Genomic DNA, 20,360 nt, shown 5'->3' with positions numbered 1-20,360 from the left:
TGACCTTACTGATCCGAGGCGGTTGCGCCGGAATCGGCGCCCTTGAGGAGTACGTCGGCGTCGAAGCAGGTGCGCGCGCCGGTGTGGCAGGCGGCGCCGACCTGGTCGACCTTGACCAGCAGGGTGTCGGCGTCGCAGTCCAGCGCCACGGACCTCACCCACTGGACGTGGCCGGAGGTGTCGCCCTTGACCCAGTACTCCCGGCGGCTGCGCGACCAGTAGGTGCAGCGGCCGGTGGTGAGGGTGCGGTGCAGCGCCTCGTCGTCCATCCAGCCGAGCATGAGCACCTCACCGGTGTCGTACTGCTGGGCGATGGCGGGGACGAGCCCGTCGGCGCTGCGCTTGAGGCGCGCGGCGATCTCGGGGTCGAGACTGCTGGGAGGGGGCGTGACGGTCATGGGTGCCATTGTGCCGCGCGCGACGGACAGTGACGGGCCGGTGTCCACTGCGCGGACCCGGTACGCGGTCGTAGGCTGACCGCATGTCGACTTTCGCCAAGCGTGAACGGCTCCTTCTCGCCGACCTCTTGGAGACGGCCGGTCCGGGCGCCCCGACCCTCTGCGAGGGCTGGGAGACGCAGGACCTGGCCGCGCACGTGGTGGTGCGCGAGCGTCGTCCGGACGCCGCCGGGGGCATTCTGATCAAGCAGCTTGCACCACGGCTGGACAAGGTGATGGCGGAGTTCGCCGCCAAGCCGTACGAGGAGCTGATCCAGCTCATCCGCACCGGCCCACCGCGCTTCTCACCCTTCCAGCTGAAGCAGATCGACGAGGCGTCGAACACGCTCGAGTTCTACGTCCACACCGAGGACGTGCGGCGTGCCCAGCGCGACTGGACGGCCCGGGAGCTCGACCCGGTCTTCCAGGACGCCCTGTGGTCCCGGCTGGAGCGCACGGCGCGGCTGATGGGCCGAGGTTCCCCGACGGGTCTGGTCCTGCGCCGCGCGGACGGCCGTACGGTGGTCGCTCAGCGCGGCGCGCCGGTGGTGACGGTCACCGGGGAGCCCTCGGAGCTGCTGCTGTTCCTGTACGGCCGGCAGAACGCCGCGAAGGTGGAGCTGGAGGGCGACGAGGACGCCGTCGAGAAGCTGCACAGCGGCAAGCAGCTGGGCATCTGAGCGGGCGGAAGGGCACCCTGTGATCAAAGTAGCCATGACCAGCGTGTACGTCGACGACGTCGCGAAGGCCCACGCGTTCTACACGGAGGTGCTGGGGTTCGAGACCCGGATGCACATGGACCTGGGCGGCGGCACGCTGTTCGTCACGGTCGGCGCGGCCGAGGGCGCCCAGCAGGACCTCCAGCTGCTGCTGGAGCCCGGGCAGGGCCCCATCGCGGAGCCCTACCGCACGGCCGTGAAGGCGGCGGGGCTGCCGTGCATCGTCTTCTCCGTGGACGACGTCCAGCAGGAGTACGACCGCCTGCGCGCCCTGGGCGTCGAGTTCACCCAGGCCCCGACCGAACAGGGCCCGGTGATCACGGCCGTCCTGGACGACACGGTGGGCAACCTCATCCAACTGGCCGAGCCCCAACCCTGACCGCGACCGGGGCCCGGCGCGCGAGCCAGGGGTGGGGCGTCCGCGTGGTCAAGGCGTCCGTGCGGGCAGGGCGGTCACCGCACCGGGTGGCCCGCCTTCTTCAGGGCCTGTTTCACCTCTCCGATCCGCAGGTCGCCGAAGTGGAACACCGACGCGGCCAGCACCGCGTCCGCGCCCGACTCGACGGCCGGTGCGAAGTCGCCGAGTCGGCCGGCGCCGCCGGAGGCGATGACCGGGACCGTGACGTGCCCCCGGACGGCGGCGATCATCTCCAGGTCGTAGCCGTCCTTGGTGCCGTCCGCGTCCATCGAGTTCAGCAGGATCTCGCCGGCGCCCAGCTCGGCCGCCCGGTGGGCCCACTCGATCGCGTCGATGCCGGTGCCCTTGCGGCCGCCGTGGGTGGTCACCTCGAAGGTGCCCGAGGGGGTGCGCCGCGCGTCCACGGACAGCACCAGCACCTGGCTGCCGAACCGCTCGGCGATCTCCTGGATGAGCTCGGGACGGGCGATGGCCGCCGTGTTGACGCCCACCTTGTCGGCGCCCGCCCGCAGCAGCTTGTCGACATCCTCGGCGGTGCGTACGCCGCCGCCCACGGTCAGCGGGATGAACACCTGTTCCGCGGTGCGGCGCACCACGTCGTAGGTGGTCTCGCGGTTGCCGGACGAGGCGGTGATGTCCAGGAAGGTCAGCTCGTCGGCGCCCTCGGCGTCGTAGACCTTGGCCATCTCGACAGGGTCGCCCGCGTCGCGCAGGTTCTGGAAGTTGACGCCCTTGACGACCCGGCCGTTGTCCACGTCCAGGCAGGGGATGACTCGGACCGCCAGGGTCATGAGTTCACGGCTCCTCTGAATGCCTCTAGTTCCACTTCGACCAGGATGCGCGGGTCGACGAAGCCCTCCACGACCAGCAGGGTCGAGACCGGGCGCACGGCGTCGAAGATCTCCTTGTGGGCCCGGCCCACCTCGTCGACGTCCCGCTGGTGTGTCAGATACAACCTGGTACGGATCACGGACTCCACACCGAGCCCGAACGCGCCGAGCGCCTCGACCGCGCCGGTGAGCGCCACCTTGGCCTGCTCGTAGGGGTCGCCCTCCCCGTAGAGCACGCTGCCCTTGAAGGACGTGGTGCCCGCCACCAGCACGCGGTCCCCCGCCGCGACGGCGCGTGCGAACCCGAAACTCTCCTCCCAGGGACTTCCGCTCTGCACCCGCCGTACGGCTTCGGACGTCATCGCGACACAGCCTCCAAGGCCTCTTCCAGGGTGAACGCCTTCGCGTAGAGCGCCTTCCCGACGATGGAGCCCTCGACACCGAGGGGTACCAGCTCGGCGATGGCACGCAGGTCGTCCAGGGACGACACGCCGCCCGATGCCACGACCGGCCGGTCGGTGACCGCGCAGACGTTCCTCAGCAGCTCCAGGTTGGGGCCCTGGAGGGTGCCGTCCTTGGCGATGTCGGTGACGACGTACCGGGCGCAGCCCTCCTTGTCGAGCCGCTCCAGCGTCTCGTAGAGGTCGCCGCCGTCGCGGGTCCAGCCGCGGCCCTTGAGGGTCGTGCCGCGGACGTCCAGGCCCACCGCGATCCTGTCGCCGTGCTCGGCGATGACCTCGGCGACCCACTCGGGGGTCTCCAGGGCGGCCGTGCCGAGGTTGACGCGGGTGCAGCCGGTGGCCAGCGCGGCGGCGAGGGAGGCGTCGTCGCGGATGCCGCCGGACAGCTCCACCTTGATGTCCATGGCCCCGGTGACCTCACGGACCAGGTCCCGGTTGTCGCCGGTGCCGAACGCGGCGTCCAGGTCGACCAGGTGCAGCCACTCGGCGCCCGCCCGCTGCCAGGCGAGGGCGGCCTCCAGCGGGGAGCCGTAGGAGGTCTCCGTGCCGGACTCGCCGTGGACGAGACGGACGGCCTGGCCGTCGCGGACGTCGACGGCGGGGAGGAGTTCGAGCTTGCTCACAGGGTTCCGATCCAGTTGGTGAGGAGCTGGGCTCCGGCGTCGCCGGACTTCTCGGGGTGGAACTGCGTGGCCCACAGGGCGCCGTTCTCCACGGCGGCCACGAACGGCTTGCCGTGCGTCGACCAGGTCACCCTGGGCGCGTGCATGGCCGCGTTGTGGGTCTCCAGCGTCCAGTCGTGGACGGCGTAGGAGTGCACGAAGTAGAACCGGGCGTCCGCGTCGAGGCCGGCGAACAGTTCGGAGCCCGCGGGGGCGTCCACGGTGTTCCAGCCCATGTGCGGGACGATCTCGGCCTGGAGCGGCTCGACCGAGCCGGGCCACTCGTCGAGGCCCTCGGTCTCGACGCCGTGCTCGATGCCCCGGGCGAACAGGATCTGCATGCCGACGCAGATGCCCATCACCGGGCGGCCGCCGGACAGCCGGCGGTCGATGATCCAGTCGCCGCGCGCCGCGCGCAGGCCGGTCATGCAGGCGGCGAAGGCGCCGACGCCCGGCACCAGCAGCCCGTCGGCGTTCATGGCCCGGTCGAAGTCACGGGTGATCTCGACCTCGGCCCCGGTGCGCGCGAGGGCGCGCTCGGCGGAGCGGACGTTGCCGAAGCCGTAGTCGAAAACGACGACCTTCTTGCTCACCGCGCTCAATTCCACACCTCCAGCCGCATCACACCGGCGACCAGGCACATCCCCGCGCCGATCGACAGCAGCACGATCAGGCTCCTCGGCATGTCCTGCTTGACGAAGGAGTAGATGCCGCCGACCAGGAACAGGCCGACGACGATCAGAAGGGTCGACAGACCGGTCATCGTGTTACAGCGCACCCTTCGTGGAGGGGAGGATGCCGGCCGCGCGCGGGTCGCGCTCGGAGGCGTACCGCAGGGCCCGGGCCAGGGCCTTGAACTGGCACTCGACGATGTGGTGCGCGTTGCGCCCGTAGGGCACGTGCACGTGCAGCGCGATCTGGGCCTGGGCGACGAAGGACTCCAGGATGTGCCGGGTCATCGTGGTGTCGTACTCGCCGATCATCGGCGCCATCTTCTCGGGCTCGGTGTGCACGAGGTACGGCCGGCCGGACAGGTCCACCGTCACCTGGGCGAGGGACTCGTCCAGCGGGACCGTGCAGTTGCCGAAGCGGTAGATGCCGACCTTGTCGCCGAGGGCCTGCTTGAAGGCGGCGCCGAGGGCGAGGGCGGTGTCCTCGATGGTGTGGTGGGAGTCGATGTGCAGGTCGCCGTCGGTCTTCACGGTCAGGTCGAACAGACCGTGCCGCCCGAGCTGGTCGAGCATGTGGTCGTAGAAACCGACGCCGGTCGACACATCGACCTTGCCGGTGCCGTCGAGGTTGATCTCGACGAGGACCGAGGTCTCCTTCGTCGTGCGCTCCACACGTCCTACGCGGCTCATGCGCTCTGCTCCTTCTTGACTTCACGGACCGCGTCGAGGAACGCGTCGTTCTCTTCGGGGGTTCCGGCGGTGACCCGCAGCCAGCCCGGTACGCCGTTGTCGCGGACCAGGACGCCCCGGTCGAGGATCTTCTGCCAGACCTCGTGGGCGTCGGCGAACCGGCCGAACTGCACGAAGTTGGCGTCGGACGCCGTGACCTCGTAGCCGATCGCCAGCAGCTCGCTCACCAGCCGGTCCCGCTCCGACTTCAGCTGCTCGACGTACTTGAGCAGCGTGTCGGTGTGCTCCAGGGCGGCCAGCGCGGTCGCCTGGGTGACGGCCGACAGGTGGTACGGCAGCCGTACCAGCTGGACGGCGTCCACGACGGCCGGGTGCGCGGCGAGGTAGCCGAGGCGCAGCCCGGCGGCGCCGAAGGCCTTGGACATCGTCCGCGAGACGACCAGGTGCGGCCGGCCCTCGATCAGCGGCAGCAGCGAGTCGCCGTGGCTGAACTCGATGTACGCCTCGTCGACCACCACGATCGACGGCTTGGCCGCCTGTGCGGCGTCGTACAGCGCGAGGACGGTCTCGGCCGGGACCGCGGTGCCGGTGGGGTTGTTGGGGGTGGTGACGAAGACGACGTCGGGGCGGTGCTCGGCGATCGCCTTCTCGGCGGCCGCGAGGTCGATGGTGAAGTCCTCGCGCCGGGGCCCGGAGATCCAGCCGGTGCCGGTGCCGCGCGCGATGAGTCCGTGCATCGAGTACGACGGCTCGAAGCCGATCGCCGTACGGCCCGGTCCGCCGAAGGTCTGCAGCAGCTGCTGGAGCACCTCGTTGGAGCCGTTGGCGGCCCACACGTTCGCGAGCCCGACGGCGTATCCGGAGGTGTCCGTCAGGTACCGGGCGAGCCGGGTGCGCAGCTCGACGGCGTCCCGGTCGGGGTAGCGGTTGAGGTCGCGGGCCGCCTCGCGGACCCGCTCCGCGATCCGCTCGACCAGCGGCTCGGGCAGCGGGTAGGGGTTCTCGTTGGTGTTCAGCCGTACGGGGACGTCCAGCTGGGGCGCGCCGTAGGGGGACTTGCCGCGCAGCTCGTCCCGTACGGGGAGATCGTCGATTCCGAGGTTCACTTGCTCGTCGGTACCTTCCAGCCACGCGAGATCTGTTCGTCTCCGGCAAAACGTGCCTTGATCGCCGCGCCGTGCGCGGGCAGGTCCTCCGCCTCCGCCAGTGTGACCACGTGGTGCGCGACCTCGGCCAGCGCCTCCTTCGTGTAGTCGACGATGTGGATGCCGCGCAGGAAGGACTGGACCGACAGGCCCGAGGAGTGGCAGGCGCAGCCGCCGGTGGGGAGCACGTGGTTGGAGCCGGCGGCGTAGTCGCCGAGGGAGACCGGCGCCCAGGGCCCGATGAAGATCGCGCCGGCGTTCCTCACCCGGTCGGCCACGGCCGCCGCGTCCGCCGTCTGGATCTCCAGGTGCTCGGCGCCGTACGCGTCGACGACCCTGAGGCCCTCGTCGATGCCGTCGACGAGGACGATCGCGGACTGCCGGCCCTTGAGGGCCGGGACGATCCGGTCGTCGATGTGCTTGCTGGCGGCGACCTGCGGTTCCAGCTCCTTCTCGACCGCGTCCGCGAGCTCGACGGAGTCGGTGACCAGGACGGCGGCGGCCAGCGGGTCGTGCTCGGCCTGGCTGATCAGGTCGGCGGCGACGTGCACCGGGTCGGCGCTCGCGTCGGCCAGGACCGCGATCTCGGTCGGGCCGGCCTCGGCGTCGATGCCGATCTTGCCGGTGAAGTAGCGCTTGGCCGCGGCGACCCAGATGTTGCCGGGCCCGGTGACCATGTTGGCGGGCGCGCAGGACTCGGTGCCGTACGCGAACATCGCGACGGCCGTCGCGCCGCCGACGGCGTAGACCTCGTCGACGCCGAGGAGGGCGCAGGCGGCGAGGATCGTCGGGTGCGGCAGGCCCCCGAACTCGGCCTGGGCGGGCGAGGCGAGCGCGACGGAGGGGACGCCGGCCTCCTGCGCGGGCACGACGTTCATCACGACGGAGGAGGGGTAGACCGACCGGCCGCCGGGCGCGTACAGCCCGACGCGCTCGACGGGCACCCACTTCTCGGTCACGGACCCGCCCGGCACGACCTGGGTCGTGTGGGTGGTCCGGCGCTGCGCGCGGTGGACGAGCCGGGCGCGGCGGATGGACTCCTCCAGGGCGGCGCGCACGGCCGGGTCGAGCGCCCCGAGCGCGTCGGCGATCGCGCGCGCGGGGACCCGTACGGATTCCAGCCGAACCCCGTCGAACTTCTCGGCGAAGTCGATCAGCGCCGCGTCGCCCCGATGATGCACGGCCTCGCAGATCGGACGCACCTTCTCCAGGGCGGCCTGAACGTCGAACTCGGCTCGGGGCAGCAGGTCACGCAGGGCGGGGCCCTCGGGAAGGGCGTCGCCGCGCAGATCGATTCGAGAGATCACACCGCAATTCTCTCAGACCGGCTTCCGGCCCCGTCCGCGCGTATCAGTGGCTGATACGGAGCGTGGCCGGAACCCGGAAGATCACCTTCACGTCTTGCTTCCGGGGGGTCACGCAAGGGCATCAAAGGGCCGTGGACGACCAAGGGGGGTGACAGATGGTGACCGAAGGGGACGGAGCGGCTTCGGGCGACATCCCGGATGATCTGACCGCCGCCGAGGCCGGTATGTGGCAGGCCTTCCGCAACGGCAGCGTGTACGACCTGAGCAGCGGGGACACCGTCGTGGACGATCCGCACGGCGGGCATCCGTGGGGCGGCGAGCGGACCGTGCGGGCCAGGATCGTGGCCTGGCTGCTGCTGGCCGGCCCGCCCGCGCTGGCGGGCCGGGTGTCCAGCCTCAAGCTGGTGGGGGTGCGGATCAGCGGCAGCCTCGACCTGGCGGGCGGCGCCGTGGTGCCGTACGTCGAGCTGCGGCGCTGCCGGTTCGAGCGGGACGTGCTGCTGCCGGAGGCACGGTTCACGACCCTGCGGATGGTGGACTGCGCGGTGCCGCGGCTGGAGGCGGCCCGGCTGCACACCGAGGGTGATCTGCATCTGCCCCGCTGCCGGTTCCAGCAGGGGGTACGGCTCACCGACGCGCACATCGGCACGGACCTGATGCTGAACCAGGCGATCGTGTACCGCGACCGCACGGGCCGCTCGATCGCCGCCGACGGGATGACGGTCGGCCAGGACTTCCAGGCGGAGCTGCTGGAGTCGCACGGCGAGCTGAGCCTGCGCAGCGCCAAGATCGGCGTGTCGCTGAGTCTGCGGGGCGCCCGGCTGGTCAACCCGTACACCCGGCTCGCGCTGAACGCGCCGCAGCTGACGGTGGAGCGCTCGCTGTACCTGACCCCGGCGGGCGTGGGCCGGCAGGCGCTGAGCGGGACGACGCCCGCGCGCGGGACCCGCATCCAGCGCTTCGAGTGCCGGGGCGGGGTGCGGCTGGACGACGGGCGGTTCGGGGACGCGGTCGACCTGGAGCGGGCGCGGTTCACCTTCACGGACGACCAGGAGCTGTCGCTGGTCCGGGTCCAGACGCCCGAGCTGCGGTTCCTCGGGGAACGGCCGCGGCGCGGCAAGGTGGTGCTGTCCGGTGCCCGGGTGATCAACCTGGTGGACCGGGCGAGCGCCTGGCCGGGCCCGGGCAGTCTGCACATGGGCGGCTTCGCGTACGAGAACCTGGTGCCGCAGGGCCCGTTCCCGCTGGCCGCGCGGCTGGAGTGGATCGCGGCGGCGACCGCGGAGTACGCGCCGGAGCCGTACGAACGGCTGGCGACGGTGTTACGGGAGGGCGGCGAGGACGAGGACGCCCGTGAGGTGCTGCTCGCCAAGCAGCGCCGGCGCCGCGAGACCCTGCCGCCGGCCGCGAAGCTCGTGGGCTACGCGCAGGACTGGACGGTCGCCTACGGGTACCGGCCGGGCCGGGCGGCGGTGTGGATGGCGGTGCTGTGGGCGGCGAGCACCCTGGCCTTCGCGAACGCCCCGCATCCCCCGGTGAACCCGGGCGGGCACCCGCCCTGGAACCCGGCCCTGTTCAGCCTGGACCTGCTGCTGCCGGTGATCGACCTGGGCCAGGTCGGCCAGTGGCAGCTCACCGGGGGCTGGCAGTGGCTGTCGACGGCGCTGATCCTGCTGGGCTGGGTCCTGGCGACGACGGTGGCGGCGGGGGCGACGAGGCTGCTGCGACGGGGGTGACGCGGTCGGCCCGAGACGGGGCTGCGGGGACCGGCGCGGCGGGGTGACGGCGGTCGGCCCCTACCGGGTCCTGCGGGACCGCTGCGGCGGGAGCGACACGACGGACCTCGACGGGGCTGCGGGACCGCTGCGGCCAGGGTGACGGGACATGCCGAGACGGCGCTGTGGGACCGTTGCAACGGAGGTGCCGCGGTCGGCCCCGACCGGGGGCTGCGGGACCGTGCGGCGGGGGTGACGGGACAAGCCCCGACGGGGGCTGTGGGTCCGGTGCGGCCGGGGTGACACTACAGACCCCGAGGGGACTGCGGGACCGGTGCGACGGAGGTGCCGCGGTCGGCCCCGACCGGGGGCTGCGGGACCGTGCGGCGGGGGTGACGGGACAAGCCCCGACGGGGGCTGCGGGACCGCTTCAGCCAGGGTGACACGACAAGCCCCGACGACGGCCGCGGGACCGCTTCAGCCAGGGTGACACGACAAGCCCCGACGACGGCCGCGGGACCGCTTCAGCCAGGGTGACGCGACAGGCCAAGACGGGGCTGCGGGACCGGTGAGGCCCGCGTGACTCCGACAGCCCCGACGGGGCCGTGGGACCGCTGCGGCGGGCGGGACCGAGCCGGTCCGGGCAGGCCGAAACCCGTATGGCCGAATCTCCACACAACCCCCTCGTCCCTGCACGAACAATCCCTGAACAGGGCTCACTTTTTGCGGTTCCTTGACCTGGCGGCGTACAACTTTCCCGGGCTTGCCCGCACCCTCTGGCGCAAGCCGACCTGCGGCTTTTCAATGGGCGGCACCATGGCTCTGCTGCCCCCCTTCATCCGTGCCCCCCGCACCTCGCGGGCGGCGCGGACGACCGCCGCCCCCCACCCCGGCGCCGGGCTCCCCGCCGACGACGAGGTGCTCCTCGATGTGCCCGACGACCGGCTCGGGCCGGCCCTGGTCGCGGCCGGACGGGGCTCGTACGAACCGGCCGCCGCCCTGCTCACCCGCACCCGGGAACGGGCCGAGTGGGAGTACCGGGACCGCTACGTGACCCGCCTGGCCTCCTTCGCGCACTCCCGTACGGAGTGGTTCGAGGAGTGGCGCGCCGCGGCCCCCCGCGACCCCGACCTGCTGCTGGTCTCGGCCCAGCTCGCGGTGGACCGGGCGTGGCTGTCACCGGCGCGGGCCGAACTGCTGCGCGAGGTGAGCCCGCTGATCACGGCGGCCGCGCAGAGCGACCACGGCGACCCGGTCCCGTGGCGGATCGCCCTGGACCACGCCCGCGGCGCGCGGGCCGGGCACAAGTACTTCGGCGAACTGTGGGAGGCGGCGGTGCGCCGCGCCCCGCACCACTACGGCTGCCACGTCGCCGCCAAGCGCTACCTCGCCGAGTCCTGGCACGGTTCGCACCGCGAGTGCTTCGACTTCGCCGACCGGGCCGCCCAGGACGCCCCGGCGGGCTCGCTGGTCCAGGCGCTCCCGGCCCGGGCGGCCTTCGCCTATCTCACCGACGGCTGCGGCCCCGAGGTGCCGCGCGAGCGACTCGACTCGGCGGCCGACCGCGCGATGGCCCTGTCGGCGCGCTTCCCGTCCCTGGACCCCTGGCCGGCCGAGATACGCAACCTGCTGGTGTACGTCCTGGTCCGCCTCGGCCGCCTCGACGACGCCCTCGTCCAGCTGCTTCTGATCGGCCCGTACGCCACCTCCTTCCCCTGGAACCGGCTCTCCGACGACCCCCTCGGCCACTTCCTGGCGGTGCGCGAGGCCGTGTACACCGGACGGGCCGTGCCCGAACCCTGGCAGCCACGAAAGGGGCACGGCGACCGCGCCCACCCGGACGACCATTAGGCTTTTGCGCCGTGACCACCGTCCGTCTGCCGCTCTTCCCCCTGAACTCGGTGCTGTTCCCGGGTCTGGTGCTCCCGTTGAACGTCTTCGAGGAGCGCTATCGCGCCATGATGCGCGAGCTGCTCAAGACCTCCGAGGACGAACCGCGCCGGTTCGCCGTCGTCGCCATCCGCGACGGCCACGAGGTCGCGCCCAGCGCGCCGGGACTGCCCGACCAGACCGCGCTGCCCGAGCGCGGCCCGTCGGCCGGCTTCGGCGGGGACCCCCTCAAGGCCTTCCACGGCACCGGCTGCGTCGCCGACGCCGCGACGATCCGTGAGCGCGCCGACGGCACCTTCGAGGTCCTGGCGACGGGCACGAGGCGGGTGCGCCTGGTGTCGGTGGACGCCTCGGGCCCGTTCCTCACGGCGGAACTGGAGGAACTGCCCGAGGCACCGGGCGACGAGGCCGGCGCGCTCGCCGAAGGGGTGCTGCGGGCCTTCCGCCAGTACCAGAAACGCCTGGCGGGCGCCCGGGAACGCTCCCTGACCACCGGCGCCGACCTGCCCGACGACCCCGGGGTGGTGTCCTACCTGGTGGCCGCGGCGATGATGCTCGACACGCCCACGAAGCAGCGCCTGCTCCAGGCCCCCGACACCGCCTCCCGGCTCCGTGACGAACTGAGACTCCTTCGCACCGAGACGTCGATCATCCGTAGCCTGCCCTCGCTGCCCGCGTCGGACCTGACGCGCGGCCCGACGAGTCTCAACTGAACAGCCGAACCGCATTCCCGAAGGCGCGCGAACCCATGGCGAAGAAGCCGAAGAAGCAGCAGCAGTCCGGCGGCACCCCCGCCACGGTGGCCCTCACCTCGGCGGGCGTGGACTTCACGGTCCACGCCTACGACCACGACCCGGGCCACCCCTCCTACGGCGAGGAGGCCGCGGAGGCGATGGGCGTCTCCCCCGACCGGGTCTTCAAGACGCTGGTGGCCGACGTGGACGGCGCGCTCACGGTCGCGGTGGTCCCGGTGGCCGGGTCCCTCGATCTGAAGGCCCTGGCCTCGGCGGTGGGCGGCAAACGCGCCGCGATGGCCGACCCCGCCCTGGCCGAACGCACCACGGGCTACGTCCGGGGCGGCATCTCCCCCCTCGGCCAGCGCAAGAGGCTGCCCACGGTCCTCGACGCCTCCGCCACCGCCCACTCCACGATCTGCGTCTCGGCGGGCCGCCGGGGCCTGGAGGTGGAACTCGCCCCGGCCGACCTGGCCACCCTGACCGGGGCCGTCCTGGCCCCGATCGGCCGCGGCTGAGAGAGCCCCCCGGGGGCTGTCCGCCGCCGTACGGGCTTCATCGAGCCCGTACGGCGTTCGAAGGACGAGGCCCGCTCCGGGCCCCGATCACAGCCCCTGAGTCAGGGCCGGTCGGGGGTCCAGGCGGCGGAGCCCCCCGGCGGGGTGGGCCCCTGGCCGTACGGGTCCGGGTCACGGGGGCCGAACAGCGCCGTGAGGCCCAGGTGGACCACCAGGGCCGCGAACGGCCAGGCCAGCAGGGCACCGTGAGCGCCCAGCTTCAGCGGCGCCGAGAACGTCACGTTCTTGCCGGCGGCCTTGGCCTGCGCGATCACGTCCGACCCCGGCCCCAGCCACACCCCCAGCCGCCATGCCAGCACCGACCCGAGCAGCCCCCCGAGCACCAGGGCCACCACCAGCGGCACGCCCCCGCGCCGCCGCCAGGCGAACACGACGGCCGCGCTCACGGCCCCGAACGCCAGCGCGAGCAGGGTGAACGTCCCGTCGACCCCGATCGCCTGCTCCCCCTCGGTGTCCTTGAGGTAGACGACCCACCCGCCGTTCACGACGTCCCCCACCAGCGGAACGGAGGGCGCCAGGTACTTCCACAGCACCCCGAGCAGCGCCCCGGCCACCGCGACCGCCACCGTCACCACGGCGGCCTCCCGCAGTTCGGTCTTCATCCCGGGCCCGTCCTGTCCGTACGCGGCGTCCTGCGGCACGGCCGCCACACCCAGCGGCCCTCCGGGCGGAGGCGGCCAGGCGGCCCCCGGCGGGGACGGTTCGTGCGGTGGCGGAGGCGGAGTCAGCGGTGCGGTCACCCTGACATCGTGCCAGGCCCGGCCGTGCCGCGCGTCACCGGACGGCGGCCCGGCGGTAGGCCCAGGTGGCGACGGCCAGGGAGACGACGCCCACCCCGGCGCACACGGCGAGGTCCCCGAGCACCAGCGCCCAGTCCGGGTGCGCCCCGAAGGTGCGGGCGAAGGCCTCCACGCCGTACGTCGACGGCAGCAGGTCCCGGGCGAACCGCACCGCCTCCGGCATCCGGTCCGGCGGCAGCACCCCCAGCAGCAGCGCGGCGGACATCCCCAGCTGCCCCAGCACGGTCGCCAGCTCCGGCCGCGGCGCGAGCAGCCCGAACGCGGCGCCCAGCCCGGACAGCGCGGCCCCGGCCAGCGGGATCACGGCCGCCAGCACCCACAGATGCGTCAGCGGCAGCCCGAACAGCACGCACCCGAACACCGCGGTCACCAGCGTCCCCGGCACGGTGAAGGAGGCGTACGCCCCCGCCGCGCCCAGCACCACGGCCGCCGGCGGCACCGGCAGGGTGGCGTAGTGGTCCAGCCCGCCGCTCGCCCGCAGCTGCCCGAAGTACTGCGCGAGCAGATTGAGCGCGACGAACGCGACGACGAGCACCGCGGAGCCCGCGACGACCGCCTCCGCCTCGCTGCCCCCGTCCACGACACCGCGCATCATGATCAGGATGCCGACCGACTGGAAGGTCGCCACGAACAGCAGCGGGATCCGCGCCACCCGCGCGCGGGAGAGCTGCGCCCGGTACATGGCCACGAGCGACGGCCACAGCCGCGCGCGCGGCCCCAGCTCGGCGGCCGCGCGGACGGCGCCGGTGACGGCCCCGGCGCCGCCCGGCAGAACCCCGGCGGGTACGACACTCACGTGGCGCTGCTCCTCTTCCCTGCGGCTCTCATACCGTCCCCCACTCCCCCTGCGGAGCGTACGGGCCCCAGGGACCATACGGCCTCCGGGCCCGCGCTGCTCAGACCGCTCATGCCCGCACCAGCCCCTGCCGCGCGGCCCCGCCCAGGGCCAGGTACACGTCCTCCAGGCTGGGCGTGGCCAGGGTGAAGTCGTCCAGGGCGGCGAAGGCGGCGCCGCCGGTGACGGTGGCGACGATCGCGCGGGCCTCGTCGGGGGCCAGCCGCAGCGTCCAGCGGCGCCCGGACTCCACGGCCCGCTCGCGCAGCGCGGCGACCTCGGGGACGTCCAGCGGCGCCCGCTCCCGCCACACCAGCTCGACCCGGACCTCGCCGGCCACCTGTTCCTTGAGCCCGGCCGGCGTGTCGCAGGCGATGACCCGGCCCCGGTCGAGAACGGCGACCCGGTCGAGGACGGTCTCGGCCTCGATGACGTTGTGGGTGACCAGCAGGACGGTCGTGCCGCGCTCGGCGCGCCGCCGGTCCACGGCCGACCACACGGCGCGCCGCGCGACCGGGTCCATCCCGGTGGTCGGCTCGTCGAGCACCAGCAGGGGCCGCTCCCCCACTAGCACGGACGCGAAGCAGGCCAGCCGCCGCTGTCCGCCGGACAGCTTGCGCAGCGTGCGGCCGGCGAGGGGGGTGAGCCCCAGTTCGTCGAGGACGGCGTCCCGTTCCCGCCGGGCCTGCCGTACGTCGAGGCCGCGCAGCCGTGCGGTGGTCTCGGCGGCCAGGGAGACGGTGAGCTCGTCGAGGGCGGTGGACTCCTGGCCGAGGTAGGCGAGGATCCGCGCGGCCCGCTCGGGGTGGCGCACGATGTCGTGCCCGAGGATCTCCACGGTGCCCGAGTCGGGCCGCATCAGCCCGGTGAGCTGCCGTACGAGGGTGGACTTGCCGGCGCCGTTCGGGCCGAGCAGCCCGAAGATCTCGCCGCGGTGGATGTCCAGCTCCACCCCGTCGGTGGCCCGTACCTCGGCGGTCGCCGGGGTGCCGCGCCGGCCCCGTACCGCCGGATAGGTCTTGGTCAGTCCGCGCACGGCACACACGACCTCGTCCGGGTGCCGGATGGCCGATGTCGCGCGCGTACTCACAAGGGACGAGCCTACGGGGTCGGCGGGCTTCGCTCGTCCTCGGGGCCGCCCCGGGCCGTGTCCGCGACGCCCGGCCCGCCCCGCGACGCCCGGCCCGTCGGGATCCCGCGGACACGTCCCGGGGGCCGTCAGTCCCCGGCGGGCGCGTGCTCGGCGGCGGTGCGGACGTCGACCTCGCGCCAGAAGCCCGCCCGGATGGCGTAGCGGTCGTGCTCGTCGATCTGGTCGTCCTTGTGCGCGAGCAGTCCGAAGCGGGCCGCGTACCGGAGCAGCTCGCCGTCGATGCGGTGCGGGATGCGCGGGTACATGCCGGACAGCTTCTGGAGGTGGCCCTGGTCGCCGAGGCGCCCCATCCAGCGCCGGGCGAAGACCTGTCCCACCTCGAACGGGTCGCCGCCCACGGTGGTGATGTCCTCCTCCCGGTCGGCCCAGCGCTGCTCGGCCGTGGTCAGCTGGGCCAGCGTCGGCATGGCGGAGACCTCGGGGGGCTCGGCGACGGCACCGGGCCGGTCCACCCAGCCCTTGTCGGAGGACCAGCGCAGGGTGGCGGTGGCGGGGTGCGGGGCGGGGTGGCTGCCGGGGGCGCGCAGCGCGGCCAGGTCCTTGGGGGTGGGGACGCCCTTGGTGGCGGGCACGCGCTGCGGGGCGCCGGAGCGGTCGGAGGCGTCCGCGCCGGCGTGCTCGGTCTCCTCGGCGGGCCGCTCGGCGGCGGGGGCGAGCCCGGTGTCGGGCAGTGGCGCGGAGAGGATCGCGGCGATCTCGGGCCGGGGGACGGGCGGCGGCGCACACACCCCGCCCAGCTCCTTGGCGCGTACGGCCTTGGTGATCCACGTACGGTCCAGGACGCGGCGTTCGTCGGCCTCGGCGACCAGGTCCTCGGACTGGTTGTAGTCGCCGTCGGCGGCCTGGACGGCCCACAGGTGGACGGCGACGCCGTGTTCCTTGGCGGCCATCATGCCGGGCAGCAGATCGCCGTCGCCGGTGACGAGGACCACGTCGGAGCAGGCGCGGTTGCGGGCCAGTTCGGTCAGTTCGGCGTGCATCGCGGCGTCGACGCCCTTCTGGGCCCAGCGGCCGTCGCTGCGGGTCAGGGCGCCGAGCCGGACGGTGACCCGGGGCATCACGCGCAGCCTGCGGTGTTCGGGCTGGGGGACGCGGTCGGGGGCGCCGTCGAACCAGTAGATGCGCAGCAGGGGGCGTTCGGTGTCCGACTCGGCCTGTTCCCGCAGCCCCTGGACGAGGGCGGAGTGGTCGACGGTGATGCGGGACCGTGAGGGCTCCCCGGCGAGGAGGCTCGCGGCGGCCCCCAGCAGATACCCGGCGTCCACCAGGACGATGCAGCGGTCCACACGACTCACCCTCTTCCCGGGAGGTTTGCTTCGGGCTTCCTTCGAGTCTGCCCGACCGTGCGGGGGTTAACGGCCCGAACTCGATCTTCGGCGTGGCGTTTCGGGGCGATGCGCTCCGAGAACCCCTGTCACGGACGGTAATTATCCGAAATGCGCCTTAAGTCAGCCTATGTGAATCTGGTCGCGGTTCTGGTCCCTACATCCCCCGCAGGAGGCAGATCCCCATGGCCAAGAACAAGAAGCAGGACCGTAAACAGCCGCAGTCCGAGCGTGGTCAGCAGCAGGCCCAGCAGTCCTCGATGCAGGAGCAGGCCGAACAGCGGATCTCCCAGGTGACCCCGGCCGACATCGCCCGCAAGGGCCGGCAGAAGCGGTTCGGGCACAACTGACGCCCACCCAGCGGGCTGTTGCGGCCCAGGCACACCGAGGGGCGCGTCCGGTTCCGGACGCGCCCCTCGCGCTCGTGGTCAGGCCCGGGTCTCAGCCCGCCAGGCAGGACGGGCCGAGCAGCACCTTCAGATCGCCGAACAGCGCCGGATCGGGCTTGACCCGGTGCCGGTCCAGACGCAGGACGGTCGTCTTCGTCGGGCCCTGGAGCTTGATGCGGACCTCGCTGTCGCCCCGGTGGTGGGTGAGGATCTCGTCGAGCCGGCTGACCATCGGCGGGGTGACCCGGGTGGCCGGGATGGTGAGGATCACCGGCGCGTTGGTGCCCGCGTTGGACAGGTCGGGGACCTGGAGCTCCATCGCGACGAGCCGGGGCACGTCCTCGCGCTTGTCGAGGCGGCCCTTGACGAAGACGACGGCGTCCTCGACGAGTTGGGTCGACACGAGCTGGTAGGTCGCCGGGAAGAACATGCACTCGATGGAGCCCGCGAGGTCCTCCACGGTGGCGATGGCCCAGGCGTTGCCCTGCTTGGTCATCTTGCGCTGGAGGCCCGAGATGATGCCGCCGATGGTGACGACCGCGCCGTCCGCGTGCTCGCCGCCGGTGAGCTGGGCGATGCCCGCGTCCGCCTTGTCGGACAGCACGTGCTCCAGGCCGAACAGCGGGTGGTCGGAGACGTAGAGGCCGAGCATCTCCCGCTCCTGGGCGAGCAGGTAGGTCTTGTCCCACTCGTCCTCGGTGAACTGCACGTCGAGGCCGAAGCCGGGCTCGTTGCTCTCCTCCTCGCCCATGCCGCCGAAGAGGTCGAACTGGCCTTCGGCCTCCTTGCGCTTGACCGCGACCACGTTGTCGATCATCGGTTCGAACTGGGCGGTGAGGCCCTTGCGGGTGTGCCCGAGTGTGTCGAACGCGCCCGCCTTGATCAGCGATTCCGTGGTGCGCTTGTTGCAGGCGACCGCCTCGACCTTGTCCAGGTAGTCGGGGAAGGAGGCGTACTTCCCCTTGGCCTTGCGGCTCTTGATGATCGACTCGACGACGTTGGTGCCGACGTTGCGGACGGCCTCCAGGCCGAAGAGGATCACGTCGTCGCCCTGGGCGGCGAAGTTGTGCACCGATTCGTTGACGTTCGGCGGCAGCACCTTGATGCCCATGCGGCGGCACTCGTTGAGGTAGATCGCCGACTTGTCCTTGTCGTCCTTGACGGAGGTCAGCAGCGCGGCCATGTACTCGGCCGGGTAGTTCGCCTTCAGGTAGGCGGTCCAGTACGAGACCAGTCCGTACGCGGCGGAGTGGGCCTTGTTGAAGGCGTAGCCGGCGAACGGGACCAGGACGTCCCACAGGGCCTGGATCGCCTCGTCGCTGTAGCCGTTCCTCTGGGCGCCGGCCTGGAAGATGGTGAAGTTCTTCGCCAGTTCCTCGGGCTTCTTCTTGCCCATCACGCGACGGAGGATGTCGGCCTCGCCCAGCGAGTAGCCGGCGATGATCTGGGCGGCCTTCTGCACCTGCTCCTGATAGACGATCAGGCCGTAGGTGACCGCGAGGACCTCCTCCAGGGGCTCCTCCAGCTCCTTGTGGATCGGGGTGATCTCCTGGAGCTTGTTCTTGCGCAGCGCGTAGTTGGTGTGCGAGTCCATGCCCATCGGGCCGGGACGGTAGAGCGCCGACACGGCGGAGATGTCCTCGAAGTTGTCGGGCTTCATCAGGCGCAGCAGGGAGCGCATGGGGCCGCCGTCGAACTGGAAGACGCCGAGGGTGTCACCGCGCTGGAGCAGTTCGAAGGTCGTCGGGTCGTCGAGCGGCAGGGCGAGCAGGTCGATGTCGACGCCCTTGTTGGACTTCACCATCTTGACGGCGTCGTCCATGATCGTCAGGTTGCGCAGGCCGAGGAAGTCCATCTTCAGCAGGCCGAGCGACTCGCAGCTCGGGTAGTCCCACTGGGTGATGGTCACGCCGTCGGAGTGCCGCACCCAGACGGGAACGTGCTCGGTGATGGTCTCGCTGGACATGATCACGCCGGCGGCGTGCACACCCATCTGGCGGACCAGGCCCTCGACGCCCTTGGCGGTGTCGATGACCTTCTTCACGTCGGGCTCGTTCTCGTACATCGCGCGGACCTCGCCCGCCTCGCTGTAGCGGGGGTGCGAGGGGTCGGTGATGCCGTTGAGGTCGATGCCCTTGCCGAGGACGTCGGCGGGCATGGCCTTGGTGATGCGGTCGCCCATCGCGTACGGGTAGCCCAGCACGCGCGCGGAGTCCTTGATCGCGTTCTTGGCCTTGATCTTGCCGTAGGTGCCGATCATGGCGACCTTGTCGGCGCCGTACTTCTCGGTCACGTACCGGATCACCTCGACGCGCCGACGCTCGTCGAAGTCGATGTCGACGTCGGGCATCGAGATGCGCTCGGGGTTGAGGAACCGCTCGAAGATCAGACCGTGCGGGATCGGGTCGAGGTCGGTGATGCCCATGGCGTAGGCGACGATCGAGCCGGCCGCGGAGCCGCGGCCGGGGCCGACCGCGATGCCCTGCTTCTTGGCCCACATGATGAAGTCGGCGACGACGAGGAAGTAGCCCGGGAAGCCCATCGAGATGATGGTGTCCATCTCGTACTCGACCTGCTTCATGCGGTCGTCCGGGATGCCCTCGGGGAAGCGGCGGTGCATGCCGCGCATGGTCTCCTCGCGGAACCAGGTGACCTCGGTGTAGCCCTCGGGGATGTCGAACTTCGGCATGAGGTTGCGGGCCTCGAACATGCCCGCGGTGTCGATCTGCTCCGCCACCAGGAGCGTGTTGGCGCAGCCCTCCTGCCAGGCGTCCGAGGAGTCGATGGCGTACATCTCCTCCGTGGACTTGAGGTAGTAGCCGGTGCCGTCGAACTTGAAGCGGTCGGGGTCGGAGAGGTTCTTGCCCGTCTGGATGCACAGCAGCGCGTCGTGCGCGGTCGCCTCGTGCGCGTAGGTGTAGTGCGAGTCGTTCGTCACCAGGGGCGGGATGCCGAGCTTCCTGCCGATCTCCAGCAGGCCGTCGCGGACCCGGTGCTCGATGTCGATGCCGTGGTCCATCAGCTCCAGGAAGTAGCGGTCCTTGCCGAAGATGTCCTGGTAGTCGGCGGCCGCCTTCAGGGCCTCGTCGTACTGGCCGAGGCGCAGCCGGGTCTGGAGCTCGCCGGAGGGGCAGCCGGTGGAGGCGATGAGCCCCTCGGACCACTTGGCGATGGTCTCCTTGTCCATGCGCGGCCACTTCTGGAGCCAGCCCTCGGCGTAGGCGTCGGAGGAGAGGCGGAAGAGGTTGTGCAGGCCCGTCGCGTTCGCCGCCCAGATCGTCTTGTGGGTGTAACCGCCGGAACCGGAGACGTCGTCGCGCTTCTGGTGCGGCTGGCCCCACTGGATCTTGCGCTTGTTGCGCCGCGACTCGGGCGCGACGTACGCCTCGATCCCGATGATCGGGGTGATCCCGGACTTCTTCGCGGTGTGGAAGAAGTCGTAGGCGCCGTGCAGGTTGCCGTGGTCGGACATGGCGATGTGGGTCATGCCCATCTCGTTGCACGCGTTGAACATGTCCTTGAGCCGCGCGGCACCGTCCAGCAGCGAGTACTGGGTGTGGACGTGCAGGTGCGTGAACGGCGGCTTCGACACGGCGTGGCC

At 72.0% G+C, this 20,360-nt stretch carries 21 protein-coding genes; 7 read left to right on the top strand and 14 right to left on the bottom strand.

Going from position 1 to position 20,360, the window contains the following annotated elements:
- Positions 1–5: 5 nt before the first annotated feature.
- Positions 6–398, bottom strand: coding sequence for a phosphoribosyl-AMP cyclohydrolase (gene hisI / locus AQJ58_RS05625; RefSeq protein ID WP_107121978.1), 393 nt, complete (start codon positions 396–398; stop codon positions 6–8).
- Positions 399–481: 83 nt separating this feature from the next.
- On the opposite strand from hisI, the gene AQJ58_RS05620 reads away from it, so the two are divergent.
- Positions 482–1,117 carry a TIGR03085 family metal-binding protein gene (locus AQJ58_RS05620; RefSeq protein WP_067245284.1) on the top strand — a complete coding sequence of 212 codons (636 nt, stop codon included), beginning with the start codon at positions 482–484 and terminating at the stop codon, positions 1,115–1,117.
- A gap of 19 nt (positions 1,118–1,136) precedes the next feature.
- Positions 1,137–1,535, top strand: a complete 399-nt coding sequence (locus AQJ58_RS05615) for a glyoxalase/bleomycin resistance/extradiol dioxygenase family protein (protein WP_067245281.1) — start codon at positions 1,137–1,139, stop codon at positions 1,533–1,535.
- A 74-nt stretch (positions 1,536–1,609) separates the two neighbouring features.
- Here the strand turns inward: AQJ58_RS05615 and hisF are convergent, their stop codons facing one another.
- From hisF to hisD, 8 genes are read right to left on the bottom strand one after another with little or no spacing between them, the layout of a single operon-like run.
- Positions 1,610–2,365 (bottom strand): imidazole glycerol phosphate synthase subunit HisF, encoded by a 756-nt coding sequence (hisF, locus tag AQJ58_RS05610; protein ID WP_067245280.1) that lies wholly within the window; start codon positions 2,363–2,365, stop codon positions 1,610–1,612.
- On the bottom strand, positions 2,362–2,766 hold the full coding sequence (locus tag AQJ58_RS05605; protein WP_067245278.1) for a RidA family protein: 405 nt from the start codon (positions 2,764–2,766) through the stop codon (positions 2,362–2,364). The genes hisF and AQJ58_RS05605 overlap by 4 nt, the downstream gene beginning before the upstream one ends.
- Entirely contained in the window at positions 2,763–3,488 is a 726-nt protein-coding gene (priA, locus tag AQJ58_RS05600) for a bifunctional 1-(5-phosphoribosyl)-5-((5-phosphoribosylamino)methylideneamino)imidazole-4-carboxamide isomerase/phosphoribosylanthranilate isomerase PriA (RefSeq protein ID WP_067245276.1), read from the bottom strand. The genes AQJ58_RS05605 and priA overlap by 4 nt, the downstream gene beginning before the upstream one ends.
- A complete protein-coding gene (gene hisH / locus AQJ58_RS05595) occupies positions 3,485–4,129 on the bottom strand; it encodes an imidazole glycerol phosphate synthase subunit HisH (protein WP_420712130.1) in 645 nt (214 codons plus the stop codon). Before hisH ends, priA begins: the two co-directional genes overlap by 4 nt.
- Positions 4,126–4,290 (bottom strand): hypothetical protein, encoded by a 165-nt coding sequence (locus tag AQJ58_RS43740; RefSeq protein ID WP_199844527.1) that lies wholly within the window; start codon positions 4,288–4,290, stop codon positions 4,126–4,128. The genes hisH and AQJ58_RS43740 overlap by 4 nt, the downstream gene beginning before the upstream one ends.
- A gap of 4 nt (positions 4,291–4,294) precedes the next feature.
- Positions 4,295–4,888, bottom strand: coding sequence for an imidazoleglycerol-phosphate dehydratase HisB (gene hisB, locus AQJ58_RS05590; protein ID WP_055632936.1), 594 nt, complete (start codon positions 4,886–4,888; stop codon positions 4,295–4,297).
- A complete protein-coding gene (locus AQJ58_RS05585; protein WP_067245273.1) occupies positions 4,885–5,994 on the bottom strand; it encodes a histidinol-phosphate transaminase in 1,110 nt (369 codons plus the stop codon). Before AQJ58_RS05585 ends, hisB begins: the two co-directional genes overlap by 4 nt.
- A complete protein-coding gene (gene hisD, locus AQJ58_RS05580) occupies positions 5,991–7,340 on the bottom strand; it encodes a histidinol dehydrogenase (RefSeq protein ID WP_067245271.1) in 1,350 nt (449 codons plus the stop codon). The genes AQJ58_RS05585 and hisD overlap by 4 nt, the downstream gene beginning before the upstream one ends.
- 158 nt (positions 7,341–7,498) lie before the next feature.
- On the opposite strand from hisD, the gene AQJ58_RS05575 reads away from it, so the two are divergent.
- The 4 genes from AQJ58_RS05575 to ybaK all read left to right on the top strand — a co-directional run bounded on the left by AQJ58_RS05575 (position 7,499) and on the right by ybaK (position 12,197).
- Complete coding sequence (locus AQJ58_RS05575) at positions 7,499–9,076, top strand: oxidoreductase (RefSeq protein WP_067245835.1); 1,578 nt, start codon at positions 7,499–7,501, stop codon at positions 9,074–9,076.
- 783 nt (positions 9,077–9,859) lie between these two features.
- Positions 9,860–10,906 carry a hypothetical protein gene (locus AQJ58_RS05570; protein ID WP_067245270.1) on the top strand — a complete coding sequence of 349 codons (1,047 nt, stop codon included), beginning with the start codon at positions 9,860–9,862 and terminating at the stop codon, positions 10,904–10,906.
- 11 nt (positions 10,907–10,917) lie between these two features.
- Positions 10,918–11,658, top strand: a complete 741-nt coding sequence (locus AQJ58_RS05565; RefSeq protein WP_067245268.1) for an LON peptidase substrate-binding domain-containing protein — start codon at positions 10,918–10,920, stop codon at positions 11,656–11,658.
- Between the two features lie 35 nt (positions 11,659–11,693).
- A complete protein-coding gene (gene ybaK, locus AQJ58_RS05560) occupies positions 11,694–12,197 on the top strand; it encodes a Cys-tRNA(Pro) deacylase (RefSeq protein ID WP_067245266.1) in 504 nt (167 codons plus the stop codon).
- Positions 12,198–12,298: 101 nt separating this feature from the next.
- On the opposite strand, the gene AQJ58_RS05555 is transcribed toward ybaK, so the two are convergent.
- From AQJ58_RS05555 to AQJ58_RS05540, 4 genes are all read right to left on the bottom strand, one after another.
- A complete protein-coding gene (locus tag AQJ58_RS05555; RefSeq protein WP_067245265.1) occupies positions 12,299–12,997 on the bottom strand; it encodes a DUF2567 domain-containing protein in 699 nt (232 codons plus the stop codon).
- Positions 12,998–13,031: 34 nt separating this feature from the next.
- The gene (locus AQJ58_RS05550) at positions 13,032–13,853 is read right to left on the bottom strand and encodes an ABC transporter permease (protein WP_067245263.1); all 822 of its coding nucleotides are present in this window, start codon (positions 13,851–13,853) and stop codon (positions 13,032–13,034) included.
- Positions 13,854–13,962: 109 nt separating this feature from the next.
- The gene (locus AQJ58_RS05545; RefSeq protein WP_067245832.1) at positions 13,963–14,937 is read right to left on the bottom strand and encodes an ABC transporter ATP-binding protein; all 975 of its coding nucleotides are present in this window, start codon (positions 14,935–14,937) and stop codon (positions 13,963–13,965) included.
- Between the two features lie 173 nt (positions 14,938–15,110).
- Complete coding sequence (locus tag AQJ58_RS05540; protein WP_067245261.1) at positions 15,111–16,331, bottom strand: NYN domain-containing protein; 1,221 nt, start codon at positions 16,329–16,331, stop codon at positions 15,111–15,113.
- A gap of 224 nt (positions 16,332–16,555) precedes the next feature.
- Between AQJ58_RS05540 and AQJ58_RS43735 the strand changes: the two genes are divergently transcribed.
- Entirely contained in the window at positions 16,556–16,720 is a 165-nt protein-coding gene (locus tag AQJ58_RS43735; RefSeq protein ID WP_199844526.1) for a hypothetical protein, read from the top strand.
- Positions 16,721–16,811: 91 nt separating this feature from the next.
- Here AQJ58_RS43735 and dnaE read toward each other — a convergent pair whose 3' ends face one another.
- Positions 16,812–20,351 (bottom strand): DNA polymerase III subunit alpha, encoded by a 3,540-nt coding sequence (gene dnaE / locus AQJ58_RS05535; RefSeq protein WP_067245260.1) that lies wholly within the window; start codon positions 20,349–20,351, stop codon positions 16,812–16,814.
- Between the last annotated feature and the right edge of the window lie 9 nt (positions 20,352–20,360).

Origin of the sequence: Streptomyces sp. DSM 15324 (genome assembly GCF_001514285.1) — a bacterium.
GTDB lineage: Bacteria > Actinomycetota > Actinomycetes > Streptomycetales > Streptomycetaceae > Streptomyces.
This window is presented reverse-complemented; position numbering and strand designations above follow the sequence as displayed.

Excerpts from the sequence above, each read along its gene's own strand:
- hisI (WP_107121978.1), bottom strand. The coding sequence starts at position 398 with ATGACCGTCACGCCCCCTCCCAGCAGTCTCGACCCCGAGATCGCCGCG.
- AQJ58_RS05620 (WP_067245284.1), top strand. The coding sequence starts at position 482 with ATGTCGACTTTCGCCAAGCGTGAACGGCTCCTTCTCGCCGACCTCTTG.
- hisF (WP_067245280.1), bottom strand. The coding sequence starts at position 2,365 with ATGACCCTGGCGGTCCGAGTCATCCCCTGCCTGGACGTGGACAACGGC.
- AQJ58_RS05605 (WP_067245278.1), bottom strand. The coding sequence starts at position 2,766 with ATGACGTCCGAAGCCGTACGGCGGGTGCAGAGCGGAAGTCCCTGGGAG.
- AQJ58_RS43740 (WP_199844527.1), bottom strand. The coding sequence starts at position 4,290 with ATGACCGGTCTGTCGACCCTTCTGATCGTCGTCGGCCTGTTCCTGGTC.
- hisB (WP_055632936.1), bottom strand. The coding sequence starts at position 4,888 with ATGAGCCGCGTAGGACGTGTGGAGCGCACGACGAAGGAGACCTCGGTC.
- AQJ58_RS05570 (WP_067245270.1), top strand. The coding sequence starts at position 9,860 with ATGGGCGGCACCATGGCTCTGCTGCCCCCCTTCATCCGTGCCCCCCGC.
- ybaK (WP_067245266.1), top strand. The coding sequence starts at position 11,694 with ATGGCGAAGAAGCCGAAGAAGCAGCAGCAGTCCGGCGGCACCCCCGCC.
- AQJ58_RS43735 (WP_199844526.1), top strand. The coding sequence starts at position 16,556 with ATGGCCAAGAACAAGAAGCAGGACCGTAAACAGCCGCAGTCCGAGCGT.